The following is a 14,180-nucleotide window of genomic DNA, read 5'->3' on the forward strand; positions in this document are numbered from 1 at the left end:
CCAGGGCTTTTCCACTCGAAATCGACAAGTTTCAGGGGATCGGGAGATGCCGGGACCGGGAATGCTGGCGGCTCGTTGCGGGGGAGCCTAGATTAGGGCGACGAACCAAGATTCGCGGATCAGATTGAAGGCAGGCCGGGTGGCAGACGAGAAAATGACGCGCGATCCGTTGCTGCGTGAAGCCTATGAGAGGGCGTCGAGGCCGGAAGCGCCGGCGCGGCCCTTCATTCACCTGCGCGTGCATTCGGCCTATTCGCTACTGGAAGGCGCCTTGCAGCTCGGCACCGTCGTCGGCCACGCGGTCAAGGACGAATGTCCGGCCATCGCGGTCACCGACACCAACAATCTGTTCGGGGCTCTGGAGTTCGCGCAAAAGGCGGTCAAGGACGGCATCCAGCCGATCATCGGCTGTCAGATCGATCTCGCCTTTTCCGGTGAAAACAGCGACGGCCAGCGCGACCGCCGGCGGCAGGGACCGGAGATGCGCGCAGTGGTGCTGATTGCCGCGACCGAGGCCGGCTATGCCAATCTGGTCCGCCTCGTCAGCCGGGTTTATCTCCATACGCCGCCTGGCGAGCCTGTACACCTGACGACCGACATGCTGCAGGGGCAGTCCGATGGTTTGATCTGCCTGACCGGCGGGCCGCGCGGCCCGATCGGCAGCGCCTTGAAGGAGGATCGGCGCGATCTCGCCGAGGCACGGCTGCTGACGCTGAAAGCGCTGTTCGGCGACCGGCTCTATGTCGAGCTGGAGCGGGTTTCCGGCTATGACCGGACGGTCGAGAAGTCGACGGTCGATCTTGCCTACACCCACGACCTGCCGCTGGTCGCCACCAATGAGGCGTTCTTCTCCGCGCGCGACGACTACGAGGCGCATGATGCGCTGATTGCGATTGCCGAGGGCTCCGTGGTCGCGGCCGACAACCGCCGCCGGCTGTCGCCGGACAACTTCCTGCGCAGCCAGGCCGATATGGCCAGGCTGTTTTCGGATCTGCCGGAAGCGGTCGACAACACGGTCGAGATCGCGCTGCGCTGCTCCTACTACCCGAAGAACCGCAATCCCATCCTGCCGCGCTTTACCGGTGGCGATGGCGCCGACAATGAAACGGCGCTGAAGGCAGAGGCCGACGAGTTGCGCCGCCAGGCCCATGAAGGGCTGGACGCGCGGCTCGCGGCGCATGGACCCACTGCCGGCTATACGGCCGAACAATATCGCGAGCGGCTGGATTTCGAACTCGGCATCATCGAGAAGATGAAATTCCCCGGCTATTTCCTGATCGTGGCCGACTTCATCAAATGGGCGAAGTCGCAAGGCATCCCGGTGGGGCCCGGCCGCGGTTCGGGCGCCGGTTCGCTGGTCGCCTATTCGACGACTATCACCGACATCGACCCGCTGCGCTTCTCGCTGCTGTTCGAGCGCTTCCTCAACCCCGACCGCGTGTCGATGCCCGACTTCGACATCGACTTCTGCCAGGACCGGCGCGAGGAGGTGATCCGCTACGTCCAGCAGAAGTACGGCCGCGACCAGGTCGGCCAGATCATCACCTTCGGTACGCTGCAGGCACGCGCCGTGCTGCGCGACGTCGGCCGCGTGCTGCAGATGCCTTACGGCCAGGTCGACAAGCTTTCCAAGATGGTACCGCAGAACCCGGCCAATCCGGTCAAGCTCGCCGATGCCATCGCCAACGAGCCGCGCTTTGCCGAGGAGGCGGAAAAGGAGCCGATCGTCCAGACGCTGCTCGACACCGCGCAGAAGCTGGAAGGGCTCTATCGCCACGCCTCGACGCACGCCGCCGGCATCGTCATCGGCGACCGGCCGCTGTCGGAGCTGGTGCCGATGTACCGCGATCCGCGCTCGGACATGCCGGTCACCCAGTTCAACATGAAATATGTCGAGCAGGCCGGGCTGGTGAAGTTCGACTTCCTCGGCCTGAAGACGCTGACGGTGCTGGAGACGGCGGTCAAGCTGATCCGCCGCCGCGGCATCGAGATCGATCTCGCCCGCATTCCGCTCGATGACCCCGATACCTACGCGATGCTGTCACGCGGCGAGGTGGTCGGCGTGTTCCAGGTGGAAAGCGCCGGCATGCGCAAGGCGCTGATCGGCATGCGGCCCGACTGCATCGAGGACATCATCGCCCTGGTCGCGCTATACCGTCCGGGTCCGATGGAGAACATCCCGACCTACAACGCCAGAAAGCATGGTGAGGAGGAGATGGCCTCGATCCATCCCAAGATCGACCATCTGGTGAAGGAGACGCAAGGCGTCATCGTCTACCAGGAACAGGTCATGCAGATCGCGCAGGAGCTGTCCGGCTATTCGCTCGGCGAAGCCGACCTTTTGCGCCGCGCCATGGGCAAGAAGATCCGCGCCGAGATGGACAAGCAGCGCGAGCGTTTCGTCTCGGGTGCCGTCGAGCGCGGCGTCGGCAAGCCGCAAGCCGACTTCATTTTCGATCTGCTGGCAAAGTTTGCCGACTATGGTTTCAACAAGTCGCACGCCGCGGCCTATGCCGTGGTGTCCTATCAGACGGCCTATCTCAAGGCGCACTATCCGGTGGAATTCCTGGCGGCGTCGATGACGCTCGACATGGGCAACACCGACAAGCTCGCGGATTTCCGCCAGGACGCGCTACGCCTCGGCATCCAGGTGCTGGCGCCGTCGGTGATGACCAGCTTTCGCGACTTCGAGGTCGGCGAGAACAAGATCTTCTATTCGCTGGCAGCACTGAAAGGTGTCGGCGATGCGGCGGTCGAGCACATCGTCGCCATGCGCGGCGAAGAGCCGTTCAAGAACCTTGCCGATTTCTGCGAGAGGGTCGATCCGAAGATCGTCGGCAAGCGCGTCTTCGAAAGCCTGATCACCGCCGGCGCGCTCGAATGCTTCGGCCACGATCGCGCCGCCATGATGGCCGGTGTCGAGCGGATGATGGGGCTGGCGTCGCTGGCGCAGCAGAATGCGGTGTCGGGTCAGGCCGACATCTTCGGCGCCTCGCTCGGCGCACAGTCGCAGGCGCTCAACCTGCCGGCGACCGAGCCTTGGCTGGCCGCCGACCGGCTGCACCGCGAATTCCAGGTGGTCGGCTTCTATCTCTCTGCGCACCCGCTCGATGAATACAAGGCGGCGCTGCAGAAGATGCGGGTGCAGAACTGGGGCGAGTTCTCGGCCGCCGTCAAACGCGGTGCCGCAGCCGGCCGGCTTGCCGGCACCGTCACCACCAAGCAGGAGCGCAAGACGCGCACTGGCAACAAGATGGGTGTCGTGCAGTTTTCCGACACGTCGGGCCAATATGAGGCGGTGCTGTTCTCCGAGGGGCTGGCGCAGTATCGCGACCTGTTGGAGCCCGGCCGTTCGGTGGTGATCACCGTTTCGGCCGAAGACAGGCCGGAAGGCGTCAACCTTCGTATCAACTCGGTGCAATCGCTGGAAGACGAGGCCAGCCGCATCCAGAAGGCGTTGCGCGTCTTTGTCCGGGACGATGGGCCAACGTCGATCATTCAATCGCAACTCAAACTGCGTGGCGACAGTCAGGTCAGCATCATTGTCCTCAAGGGAGAGGCGCAGGGCGAGGTCGAGATCGCCTTGCCAGGCGGGTATCGCGTCTCGCCACAAATCGCATCCGCCATGCGCGCGGTGCAGGGCGTGGTGGAAGTGGAGCTTGTTTAAGGTATGCTGATATTCAGGTGATGCCGGCCTGCAAATGGCGGCTTTCTGTGCTTCCGGTGCTCACGTACTTCAAGTACGCTCCGCTCCGGTTCTTTAAAACCACCATTTTTCGGCTCAATCTCAACATACCTTGGAGCCGATTGCTGGCCGGGGGGGCGCCATGGATCCGCGAACAGCCGCTTTCGAACTGATACGGATGGTCAACGAGTACCGGGTGTCGCAGGCGATCTGCGTTGCCGCCACGCTCGGCATCGCCGACCACATCAAGGACGGCAAACGCTCCGCCGCCGAGCTTGCCGAATTGACGGACACGCATCCGCGCGCGCTCTACCGCCTGCTGCGCGCGCTGGCGGCCATCGGCATTTTCCATGAGGGGGAAGACGGCTTGTTTTCGCTGACGCCGCTTGGCGGCGCCTTGCGCCTCGACGCCGAGCATTCGGCCGCCCCATGGGCGACTTTTGTCGGCCAACCCTACTACCGGCAGGCATGGAGCGATCTGTTCTTCAGCATCAAGACCGGCAAGAACGCGTTCCGGCATGCGCACGGCAAGGGCGTGTGGGAATACCGGGCCGAGCACCCTGAGGAATCGCTCATCTTCGACCGCGCGCGATGGGGGCGAATTCGAAGAACGTGGCGGCAGCGTTGCTGGCGAACTACGATTTTTCACCCTTTTCGGTGATCATGGACGTTGGTGGCGGGCGGGGCTCGCTGCTTGCCGAAATCCTCGCCGCTACGCCTGGCAGCCGAGGTATTCTGTTCGACCAGCCGCATGTGGTGGCGACCGCGGCTCAGGTCATGGAGGCGGTGGGCGTCGCCGATCGCTGTGACATCGTCGGCGGCGATTTTCTCGCCGCGCTGCCCGAGGGAGCCGACGCGCTGCTGCTCAAATGGATCCTGCATGACTGGGACGACGAGACCAACATCGCGATCCTGAAGAACTGTCGCCGGGCGATCCGTGCCGATGGCAGGCTGCTGGTGCTCGAGTCCGTGCTTGCGCCGCCCAATCAAGGGGCCAATGCAAAATTCGCCGACCTCAATATGCTGGTCGGGCCGGACGGCCAGGAGCGGACGGCGGCGGAATACAGGTCGCTGCTGGCCAAGGCAGGGTTCGCGGTGACGGATATCATCGCGGCCGGACCGCATATCAGCATCGTCGAAGCCAGGCCGGCGTGACCGGGAGCGATTCAGCCCTGGCGCGGCTTCGCGATGTGCTGCGCAGGCTCTATCACGGGCGCACACCGGCGGCCTTCCGCTTTCAGCTGGTGGCCGTCATCATCGATCTTGCCATCATCGCCTTCTTCATCGCCACGCCGGTCCTTCAGGACAAACCGTCGTTCCTCTGGCTCGACTATTCGGTGGCAGCACTCGTCGCTGCCGACATGATCGTCCGCCTGCTTGCCTCCAACGATATGCTGCGGCTGATCAGGCAGCCGACCTCCTGGGTCGATATCTTCATCCTGCTGACGCTGCTGATGCCCACGGCCTTCGCCAATCTCGCCTTCCTGCGCATCCTCAGGCTGTGGTCGCTGTCGCGCAGCGGTTCGCTCTGGCGGCATTTCGAGATGCGTGGGCTGAAGCCGTGGCGCGAGGCAAGCCAGGCGGTGATCAATCTTTTGACCTTCCTCTTCGTCGTCACCGGCTTTGTCTACACCTTCTTCTTCCGCAGCCAGGCAGGTCTCGAAGGCTATATCGACGCGCTCTATTTCACGGTCGCGACAGTGACCACGACCGGCTTTGGCGACATCGTGCTGCCGGGCATTGCAGGCAAGCTGACGGCGATCGCCACCATGATCATCGGCATATCGCTGTTCGTGAAGCTGGCACAGGCGATCTTCCGTCCAACCAAGGTGTTCTTTCCCTGTCCGCAATGCGGATTGCAGCGGCACGAGCCGGATGCCGTCCACTGCAAGGCCTGCGGTCATCTCCTGAACATACCGGACGAGGGAAACTGATCGAGTTGGCTACGAGGTGGCGACCTCGGCCGGTTGCGGCGCCTTGCGGTGCAGATTGAGCAGATTGCCCAACAGGATCAGCAAGGCGCCGCCGGCGGTGAAAGCGTCGATCTGCTCTTGGTAGAGCAGCCACCCGATCAGCGCCGACAGCGGCACGCGCAGGAAATCCATCGGCGAGATGACGGTGGCATCGGCATGGGCAAGCGCGCGGGCCATGCAGAAATGCGACGACATGCCGGTGAAGGCGACGAGCAGGATCCATGGCCAGAGCTCGATCGGCGGGTTGCGCCACACGTAGAGCGCCGGGATGAGGCCGAGCACCGACTGGATGATCAGCATCCAGAAGATGATGCGCACGACGCTGTCCGTGCGCGTCAGCGACTTGACCATGACCACCGAGATGCCGAAGCAGACCGCCGCGCCCAGCACGACAAGATGTCCGGGGTCGACGGAACCGACGCCCGGGCGAACGATGATCACGACGCCCACCAGGCCCAGCACGATCGCTACGAGCCTCGGCCGCGACAGTTTTTCGCCCAGGAAGCTGACGGCCAGGATCGCCGTCCAGATCGGCGTGGTGAACTCGATCGAGATCAGCACGGCGAGCGGGATCAGCGTCAGCGCATAGAGCCACGCGGCCTGGCCGGCATAGTGGACCACGTTGCGGGCAAAATGGGCCAGCGGCCGCTCGGTGCGCATCGCGGCAAAGCCGCCATTCGTGATCACCAGCGGCAAAAGGATGAAGAAGCCGATCACCGAGCGCAGCTCGAGCACCTGAAAGACATTCAGTTCGGCCGTCGTGGCACGGCCGGCGACCGACATCGCCAAAAACGACGCGATCGACAGCGCCATCCAGAACGCGGCCTTGGGGATCGAGGGAACGGGTGCCATGCGCGCTGTGTCGCAAGCTCCGCCTTTTGCCGCAACCGCTAGTCGACGCATTCGACTGGGCCAGCCGCAAGAATCCGGGCGTTAAAAACAGTCATGTTGGAGGCGGAACCTGCAGTCTTGGCAGGCGTTCCTTGAGTCTGCGTATTGCCAGTTTCGCTGGCTGCACCGCGTTTCCGATACACTTCTCGGGGGAGAGTTCGATGAAATCACTTGCATGCCTTGTCCTTGCCGGCGGCCTGATGGTCGCGGCGGACGCCCGTGCCGACGATGCCGACTTCCTGCGTTCGTTCCAGGGCAGCTTCGCCGGCAAAGGGATCGTCAAGGTGACCACCGATGCACCGACGGTGAATGTTTCCTGCACCTTCAGTTCCGGCGCGACCGCGACTTCGCTGTCGCTCGACGGCAAATGCCGCGGTCTCGTCGTGGTGACGCGTGCCATCAGCGCCGATCTGAAATCGAACGGCGCCGGCTACACGGGCGTTTATGTCGGATCCCGCACCGGACCGGCGCAGCTTGCCGGCAAACGGTCCGGCAATGCGATCAATCTCGGCATTCGCTGGGCGAAGGAGGTCAATGGTGACCGCAAGGCGCGGCTGACGGTCGAGAAAACCGGCGGCGACGGCATGCGGCTAACGGTGACCGACGTCGATCCCAAAACCGGCAAGACCGTGGTGACGAGCCGCATCGATCTGCAGCGTAGCTGAGCGCGACATCGGCCGACCATCGCGAGCCGGTCCTGGAGCGGTTCAGCTCTTGATAGAAGCGCTGCCCCGCTCTAGTTATTGTTTTGCGCAATTCCGGACGGAAAACCGCTGCGCACTTTTCCTGGAATTGCTCTAATCCTCGATCGGTTCGGGCGGGTTGGCGCTGCGGCCCTTGCCGAAGGTGTAGCCGGTTTCCACGGCCTTCTTGCCGAACTTGCCGCGCAGCGTGTCGATGGCGCCTTCTGCGAGCGCGCGCTTGCGCGACTGGATGTCGACGAGATCGGGCGGATCGGCCTTTTCGTCGTCCGAGAGATCGCTGACGCCGATGCCGAGCAGCCGGTACTTCGTCCCGTCCGCTTCCCGGCGCAACAGGTCGAGCCCGGTCTGGAAGATGCGGTCGGCCAGCCGTGTGGGATCGCCGAGTTGGCGGTTGCGGGTGCGGAGCTTGAAATCCTGGCTCTTCAGCTTCAGCACCACGGTGCGTCCGGCAATGCCCGACTTCTTCAGCCGTGCCGAGACTTTTTCCGACAGCGCCCGCAGCACCGGGACAAGCTCGGCCATGGCTGAAATGTCGGTGTCGAACGTGGTTTCCGCCGACACGCTCTTGGCGTCGCTGTCGGGGTGGACGCGGCGGTCGTCCTCGCCGCGCGACAGGTGGTAGAGCCGGTCGCCCATCACGCCGTAGCGGCGCATCAGATCGCCGCGCTCCATGCGCTGCAGCTGGCCGATGGTGCGGATGCCGTCACGCTCCAGGCTTGCGGCGAAGGCTTTTCCGACGCCCCAGATCAGCGTCACCGGCTGTTCGGCCAGGAAGCCGAGCGCCTCGGCCTCGCCGATCACCGACAGGCCGCGCGGCTTGCGGAAATCGGACGCCACCTTGGCCAGGAACTTGCAATAGGAGAGGCCGGCCGAAACCGTGATGCCGAGGTCCTTTTCCACCGTCAGCGCGAAGCGCGCCAAAACGACGGCAGGCGGCATGCCATGCAGGCGCTCGGTGCCGGAAAGGTCGAGAAACGCCTCGTCGATGGAGAGCGGCTCGACCAGCGGCGTCAGCGCCTGCATGAGCGCGCGCACCTCGCGGCCGACGCGAACATATTTTTCCATGTCCGGCGGGATCACCACCGCTTCCGGACAGGCTTCGAGGGCCTTGAACATCGGCATTGCCGAGCGCACGCCGTGGATGCGGGCAATGTAGCAGGCGGTGGAGACGACGCCGCGCTTGCCGCCGCCGACGATCACCGGCCGGTCCTTCAGCGCCGGGTTGTCGCGCTTTTCGATGGCCGCGTAGAACGCATCGCAGTCGATATGGGCAAGATGCAGCCGGTAAAGCTCGGGGTGGCGGGCCAGCCTGGGGCTGCCGCAGCGCTCGCAGCGTCGCGCCTCGCCGCGCTGAAAGGTGAGGCAGTCGCGGCAAAAACCGTGATCGGGATTGTTGACAGGAGCCGCCATCGCTGCGAACATAAAGAGAACAGATGCAATGGTACGTCAGGACGGAAGCCGCCACAAGGGTTAGCCGGGAGAGAGTTCATGAGCACGACCATCGCGCCGCTGGCGCCCGAACTGTGGGCGGATTTCGAGGATCTTTTCGGCAAGCAGGGCGCCTGTTACGGCTGCTGGTGCACGCATTTCCGGCTGGCGCCGGCGGTGCGCCGCGCGAGCGACCGGGAGCGCAACAAGGACCATATCAAGGCACGCATCGAGGCCGGACCGCCGCCCGGGTTGCTGGCTTTCGAGGACGGCAAGGCGGTCGGCTGGATGCAGATCGGTCCGCGCGCCGACGTGCCCGAATGGAACAATCAGGGCAGGGGCTCGGCTCCCGTCGACCCGGTAGACGCCGCCGACCCGGGCGTCTGGGCGATCTCGTGCTTCTTCATCCGCGTCAAGGCGCGCGGCAGGGGCATCAGCCATCGCCTTGTCGAGTGCGGCATCGCGTTCGCCCGGGAGAACGGTGCGCGGCTGGTCGAGGCCTGTCCGATCGACCTGTCGCGCGATTCGCGCTCGATTGGCCTGTTTGTCGGCTCGTCGCGGGTGTTCGAGAAGGCCGGATTCGAGAGGCTGCTGGAACGAAAGCCCGGCCGGCCGCTGATGCGGCTGGTGCTTTAGGAAGGCGATGGAGCTGGCGTGCTGGTCTTCGTCTTGCCGCTGTGATGGTATTTCCCTAACAGAAGCAAGAAGTGATTTTTGCCGCAAAGGCCAAAGGGAGAAGCGACGTGAAGCGTGTTTTGCCATTTGTTTTCGTTCTCGCGCTCAGCGCGCCTGCCTTCGCCCAGACCGTCGACAGCCAGGGCGCGAAGCAGCTTTCCGAAGATCTGTCCCGCTATGTCGGCAAACAGGCGATCGAGAAAGGCGTGCTCAAGGTCTCGGTTGAAGGCGACGCTTACAGGATCACGTTTGATTTGAAGGCGCTGGTCAACGCCTTGCCGGAACAGAAGCTCGTGAAGCTGGACTTTGCGCCCTACGCCATGATGGTGAAGCCGCGCAGTGACGGGTCCTGGGACGTTTCGATGGAGTTCTCGCAGACCGGGTCGTTCGAGGTCAACGGGCTGGAAGGTTTGCAAAGCACCCAGTTCACGATCAAGGACGGCAAAGGCAACGGCGTCTACAATCCGGATCTGGTCGCGTTCACCAGCGGCGCCAGCACGATGGCCGGCATGACGATGACGTCCAAGGATGCCAAGCAGCACATGGACGTCAGCGCCGGCGCCAGCACGGCAAACTTTGCCGCGACCAAGTCCGCGAATGGCGGCGTCGACGTGACAATGACGCAGAAGATGTCGAGCTTCGTGGAAGCGATCAAGTTCGACGATCCTGAGAGTGGGATGAAATTTCCGGTCACCGTGAAGTCGCCGGAACTGTCGGTGGATGCAAACGGCAAGGGAATGCGGACAAAGCCGCTGCTCGACCTTTTGGCATTCGCCGTGGCCAATGAAGACGAGGCCGCGCTGAAAGCAAACCAGGCGCAGCTCAAGTCGCTTCTTCTGGCGGCGCTGCCCTTGTGGGAAAGGCTCGACGGAACTTACGGCTTCAAGGATTTCGCGGTCGAAAGTCCGGTCGGCAATTTCGGCGCAGCGCAGCTGAGCACGGCGTTCGGAATGGACGGCATCGCCCAGGACGGAAAGATCAATTATGCGATCAAGGCATCGGGGCTGACGATCCCGGCGCATCTCCTGCCCAGTTGGAGCGTGGCATTGCTGCCCACCGATATCGATCTGAACTTCGGCGGTGCCAACATCGACCTCGACAGCATGGCGAAGAAGACCATCGAGACCCTTGATCTCAATAAGAATCCACCGCTGCCGGCTGATTTCGGCGATCAGATTTCCGCCGATTTCCTGGCCAAGGCGCCGAAGCTCGTCATCGGGCACAGCACAGTGAAGAACGGCAGTATCGAGGTAGCGCTGGAAGGTGAGATGACCTTCCCCGGCGAGAAGCCCGATGCAAATGTGACGATCGATGTCGCCGGCTATGACAAGATCGTGGCGAGCCTGCAGGAAGCGGCCAAGACCGAGCCTGAGGCGGCGCAGTATTTTCCGATCGCGTTGGCCATCAAGGGATTTGGCAAGACGCTGCCGGACGGGCGCATCGAATGGGCCATCAACGCCAAGCCGGACGGTTCGGTCACCGTCAACGGCGCCATGCTGAAGCAGGCCGATCCTGTCACGGATGACAGCACCGATCAGGATGACGGTTCGGGCGAGGACGGCGGGGCAGGAGCGAAGCTGAAGCCCTGAGCGCCAAGCCCTACAGCCCGAGCGCGCTCGCAATCTTCGGCGCGGCGTCGCGCCAGTCCTCGACGACGGTGACGCCGTCCGGCGCTGGCGGCAGGAAGGCTCGCAGCGAGTTGTCGGCCATCAGATGGAAGAGATGCGCGTCGACAACCGAACTTTGCACCGACGCAAGATTGGACGGCTGGTCGTCGACGAAAACCACCGGCCGGCGCTTCTTACCGCGCAACTTGGCCACAGCCGGCCCCTTGGCCATTTCGGTGGTCAGCAGCGGGTAGGGCAGCCCGAGCGCATCGAGATGGGCGCGGCGCACGGCACGGTGCTTGTGCGGCATGGCCGTCAGCAGGACGATCTCGGCGCGGCCACCGAGCGTGGCAAGGGCTTCCGCGGCGCCGTCAGTGATGCTTTGCCAGTCGGCCTGGGCGTCAAAGAATTCACCCAGAAGGGCCGTCACCTCTTCCTGTTCGATCAGGCGGCCGCTGGCGGTCTCGGCGATGTTGCCGGTGAGGCGGAAGGACGCCAGCGTCAGGCCGAAGCCGCGCGATTTGAGAAAATGCGGGAAGGGCCGGATGAATTCGAGCACGACGTCGTCGACGTCGAGCACCAGCAGCGGCCGGTCGTCCGCGGCAAGCTCTTCGATCTGCCGCGCTGTCTCGGGATCGTCGCTCATATCGAACGCTCATGATCGTCGTCGCCGAGCGGCAGCGCGCGCAAGGCCTTGCCGACGGCAGCCGGAGGGGTTCCGGTCTCCTCGGCGAAGCGCAGCAAGGTCGGCTCGTGGGCGAGGATGAACTGAAGTACGCCGGCCAGGAAACCCGGCTCGCCTGCCGCCCTCCGGATCGACTGCGCCTCGATGCCGGTGATCGCCAGGAAGCGCAGCAGAAGCTCCGGATCGGCCGCGACGAAGCCCAATGCCTTGACGGCAATGCTCTCCGCTTCCTCGCGCATTGACGCTGCGTTTGCCATCATTACCTTCTGGGTGCGGAATGAGTCTTTTTCCGCAGTAATGGCAAGCGTCGCTTCCGGCAAGCCATCACCGTCTCCGCGTTGGAATCCGGACAGCTTTTGCGGCGGCCGGTTTCCGTTTCGTCAATCAAATTGGCGTAGAGTGGCGAAGGGTTGGGTGCGATCCGGCAAGGACGCATGACGGTGGTCTTCACCCAGAAGGCCGTCGGGACGGGAAATCGATGCCTAAGAAGGTCATGATCGTCGAGGACAACGAGCTCAACATGAAGCTCTTTCGGGACCTCATCGAAGCCAGCGGTTACGAGACGGTTCGCACACGCAATGGCCTGGAAGCGCTGGATCTGGCGCGCCAGCACCGGCCGGACCTGATCCTGATGGACATCCAGCTGCCGGAGGTTTCGGGGCTGGAAGTGACCAAATGGCTGAAGGAGGATGACGATCTCCACTCGATTCCGGTCATTGCGGTCACCGCCTTCGCCATGAAGGGCGACGAGGAACGCATCCGCCAGGGCGGCTGCGAGGCCTATATTTCCAAGCCGATCTCGGTGCCGCGCTTCATCGAGACCATCAAATCCTATCTGGGCGATGCCTGATGTCCAGCCAAGCCGGAGCCTTGTGACATGACCGCGCGGATCCTCGTCGTCGACGACATCCCTGCCAATGTGAGGCTGCTCGAGGTTCGGCTGCTGGCCGAATATTTCGAGGTGCTGACTGCCTCCAACGGGCCGGACGCCATCGAGACCTGCGAGAACGGCAAGGTCGATGTCGTGCTGCTCGACGTGATGATGCCCGACATGGACGGGTTCGAGGTCTGCAAGCGGCTGAAGAGCGACCCGGCGACCGCGCATATCCCGGTCGTCATGATCACCGCGCTCGACCAGGTTTCGGACCGGGTGCGCGGCCTCGAGGCTGGCGCCGACGATTTCCTGACCAAGCCGGTCAACGATCTGCAGCTGATGACGCGCGTCAAGAGCCTGGTCAGGCTGAAGTCGCTGACCGACGAGTTGCGGCTGCGCGCCTCGACCACCCGCAACATCGGCATCGAGGAGCTTTTGAGCCGCAACTTCACCGCGGCCGACACCACTCCGAAGGTTCTTTTGATCGACGAGCGCAAATCGTCCTTCGAGCGGATCCGGAAGATGCTGCGCGGCAGGGCCGATCTCGACATCGCCACCGATCCGCATGCCGGTTTCTTCCAGGCCGCGGAGACGCCCTACGAGTGTGTGCTGATCTCGACGGCGTTCGCCGATTTCGATCCGCTGCGGCTGTGCTCGCAATTGCGCTCGCTCGATCGCACGCGCTTCCTGCCGATCATCCTTCTGGCTGACGAGGGCGAGGAGGGGCGCATCATTCGCGGCCTCGAACTCGGAATCAACGATTTCCTGATGCGGCCGATCGACCGGCAGGAACTGACCGCGCGGCTGCGCACGCAGGTGCGCCGCAAGCGCTACAACGACCAGCTCCGCGCCAGCGTCACCCAGACCATCGAGATGGCAGTGACCGACGGACTGACCGGGCTGCACAACCGCCGTTACCTCGACAGCCATCTGCAGACGCTGTTCGACCGCGCGGTGGCGCGGCGGCGGCCGCTTTCGGTGATGATCACCGACCTCGACCGCTTCAAGGCCATCAACGATCTGCACGGCCACGACGGCGGCGACGACGTGCTGCGCGAATTCGCGCGGCGGTTGCGCAAGAACGTGCGCGGCATCGACCTTGCCTGCCGCTTCGGCGGCGAGGAGTTCGTCGTGGTGATGCCGGATACGGACGGCGCGGTGGCCGAAAAGGTCGCCGAACGCATCCGCGCCGAGATTGCCCAGTTGCCCTTTGCCATCGGCCATGAGGGCAAGACGATCGAGGTCACCGTCAGCGTCGGCGTGTCGTCGGTGCTGAAGGGGAACGACACGGTTGCGGCGCTGATGAAGCGCGCCGACCTTGCGCTTTACGAGGCCAAGAGCGGTGGCCGCAACCGCGTCGTCGCCAAGGCTGCATAGAGCCTGTTCCCTTCCGATGGGGCCGGGATGAGGCTCATCTTTTCTGTTCGAGCATGATCTTTTCTGGAACCGGATACCACTTTTGGGGGATCATGCTCTGGCGCCGGCGCCCGATTATCCGGTCAAGCCAACAAGGTTAGGAATTTACCTTAATCCAAGCGATTCGCGAGGCTTGGTTAAGAAACTGTTGATTTTCATAAGGTCTTGCGCAAATGTGAAGCCATAGACCAAGACGACCGGCACGAGGGTAGATTTGCCGGTTCGATCCGAAAAATACCCCA

Annotated in this window: 13 protein-coding genes; 9 read left to right on the top strand and 4 right to left on the bottom strand. The window is 63.5% G+C overall.

Features of this window, described 5'->3' with window-relative positions:
* Positions 1–139 precede the first annotated feature (139 nt).
* The 4 genes from dnaE to AC1RUK_RS09690 all read left to right on the top strand — a co-directional run bounded on the left by dnaE (position 140) and on the right by AC1RUK_RS09690 (position 5,619).
* A complete protein-coding gene (gene dnaE, locus AC1RUK_RS09675) occupies positions 140–3,667 on the top strand; it encodes a DNA polymerase III subunit alpha (RefSeq protein ID WP_481835792.1) in 3,528 nt (1,175 codons plus the stop codon).
* A 160-nt stretch (positions 3,668–3,827) separates the two neighbouring features.
* On the top strand, positions 3,828–4,346 hold the full coding sequence (locus AC1RUK_RS09680) for a methyltransferase family protein (RefSeq protein ID WP_481835791.1): 519 nt from the start codon (positions 3,828–3,830) through the stop codon (positions 4,344–4,346).
* Complete coding sequence (locus AC1RUK_RS09685) at positions 4,277–4,840, top strand: methyltransferase (RefSeq protein ID WP_481835790.1); 564 nt, start codon at positions 4,277–4,279, stop codon at positions 4,838–4,840. Before AC1RUK_RS09680 ends, AC1RUK_RS09685 begins: the two co-directional genes overlap by 70 nt.
* Positions 4,837–5,619 carry a potassium channel family protein gene (locus AC1RUK_RS09690; RefSeq protein ID WP_481835789.1) on the top strand — a complete coding sequence of 261 codons (783 nt, stop codon included), beginning with the start codon at positions 4,837–4,839 and terminating at the stop codon, positions 5,617–5,619. Before AC1RUK_RS09685 ends, AC1RUK_RS09690 begins: the two co-directional genes overlap by 4 nt.
* 9 nt (positions 5,620–5,628) lie before the next feature.
* Here the strand turns inward: AC1RUK_RS09690 and AC1RUK_RS09695 are convergent, their stop codons facing one another.
* Complete coding sequence (locus tag AC1RUK_RS09695; protein WP_481835788.1) at positions 5,629–6,510, bottom strand: DMT family transporter; 882 nt, start codon at positions 6,508–6,510, stop codon at positions 5,629–5,631.
* Positions 6,511–6,710: 200 nt separating this feature from the next.
* Between AC1RUK_RS09695 and AC1RUK_RS09700 the strand changes: the two genes are divergently transcribed.
* Positions 6,711–7,214, top strand: coding sequence for a hypothetical protein (locus AC1RUK_RS09700; protein WP_481835787.1), 504 nt, complete (start codon positions 6,711–6,713; stop codon positions 7,212–7,214).
* Positions 7,215–7,346: 132 nt separating this feature from the next.
* On the opposite strand, the gene AC1RUK_RS09705 is transcribed toward AC1RUK_RS09700, so the two are convergent.
* Positions 7,347–8,675, bottom strand: a complete 1,329-nt coding sequence (locus AC1RUK_RS09705; RefSeq protein ID WP_481835786.1) for a DNA polymerase IV — start codon at positions 8,673–8,675, stop codon at positions 7,347–7,349.
* A 66-nt stretch (positions 8,676–8,741) separates the two neighbouring features.
* Between AC1RUK_RS09705 and AC1RUK_RS09710 the strand changes: the two genes are divergently transcribed.
* Positions 8,742–9,317, top strand: coding sequence for a GNAT family N-acetyltransferase (locus tag AC1RUK_RS09710; RefSeq protein ID WP_481835785.1), 576 nt, complete (start codon positions 8,742–8,744; stop codon positions 9,315–9,317).
* A 107-nt stretch (positions 9,318–9,424) separates the two neighbouring features.
* Entirely contained in the window at positions 9,425–10,945 is a 1,521-nt protein-coding gene (locus AC1RUK_RS09715) for a hypothetical protein (protein ID WP_481835784.1), read from the top strand.
* Positions 10,946–10,955: 10 nt separating this feature from the next.
* Here the strand turns inward: AC1RUK_RS09715 and AC1RUK_RS09720 are convergent, their stop codons facing one another.
* Together AC1RUK_RS09720 and AC1RUK_RS09725 are read right to left on the bottom strand one after the other, a co-directional pair.
* Entirely contained in the window at positions 10,956–11,609 is a 654-nt protein-coding gene (locus AC1RUK_RS09720) for a hypothetical protein (protein ID WP_481835783.1), read from the bottom strand.
* A complete protein-coding gene (locus tag AC1RUK_RS09725; RefSeq protein ID WP_481839535.1) occupies positions 11,606–11,905 on the bottom strand; it encodes a DUF3572 domain-containing protein in 300 nt (99 codons plus the stop codon). Before AC1RUK_RS09725 ends, AC1RUK_RS09720 begins: the two co-directional genes overlap by 4 nt.
* A 221-nt stretch (positions 11,906–12,126) precedes the next feature.
* On the opposite strand from AC1RUK_RS09725, the gene AC1RUK_RS09730 reads away from it, so the two are divergent.
* Positions 12,127–12,498, top strand: coding sequence for a response regulator (locus AC1RUK_RS09730; RefSeq protein WP_023667574.1), 372 nt, complete (start codon positions 12,127–12,129; stop codon positions 12,496–12,498).
* Positions 12,499–12,525: 27 nt separating this feature from the next.
* Positions 12,526–13,899, top strand: coding sequence for a PleD family two-component system response regulator (locus AC1RUK_RS09735; RefSeq protein WP_436171963.1), 1,374 nt, complete (start codon positions 12,526–12,528; stop codon positions 13,897–13,899).
* Positions 13,900–14,180 lie beyond the last annotated feature (281 nt).

It is taken from the genome of Mesorhizobium monacense (assembly GCF_056781675.1).

Excerpts from the sequence above, each read along its gene's own strand:
- AC1RUK_RS09680 (WP_481835791.1), top strand. The coding sequence starts at position 3,828 with ATGGATCCGCGAACAGCCGCTTTCGAACTGATACGGATGGTCAACGAG.
- AC1RUK_RS09685 (WP_481835790.1), top strand. The coding sequence starts at position 4,277 with ATGGGGGCGAATTCGAAGAACGTGGCGGCAGCGTTGCTGGCGAACTAC.
- AC1RUK_RS09695 (WP_481835788.1), bottom strand. The coding sequence starts at position 6,510 with ATGGCACCCGTTCCCTCGATCCCCAAGGCCGCGTTCTGGATGGCGCTG.
- AC1RUK_RS09735 (WP_436171963.1), top strand. The coding sequence starts at position 12,526 with ATGACCGCGCGGATCCTCGTCGTCGACGACATCCCTGCCAATGTGAGG.
- AC1RUK_RS09710 (WP_481835785.1), top strand. The coding sequence starts at position 8,742 with ATGAGCACGACCATCGCGCCGCTGGCGCCCGAACTGTGGGCGGATTTC.
- AC1RUK_RS09730 (WP_023667574.1), top strand. The coding sequence starts at position 12,127 with ATGCCTAAGAAGGTCATGATCGTCGAGGACAACGAGCTCAACATGAAG.
- AC1RUK_RS09720 (WP_481835783.1), bottom strand. The coding sequence starts at position 11,609 with ATGAGCGACGATCCCGAGACAGCGCGGCAGATCGAAGAGCTTGCCGCG.
- AC1RUK_RS09700 (WP_481835787.1), top strand. The coding sequence starts at position 6,711 with ATGAAATCACTTGCATGCCTTGTCCTTGCCGGCGGCCTGATGGTCGCG.
- AC1RUK_RS09705 (WP_481835786.1), bottom strand. The coding sequence starts at position 8,675 with ATGTTCGCAGCGATGGCGGCTCCTGTCAACAATCCCGATCACGGTTTT.
- AC1RUK_RS09725 (WP_481839535.1), bottom strand. The coding sequence starts at position 11,905 with ATGGCAAACGCAGCGTCAATGCGCGAGGAAGCGGAGAGCATTGCCGTC.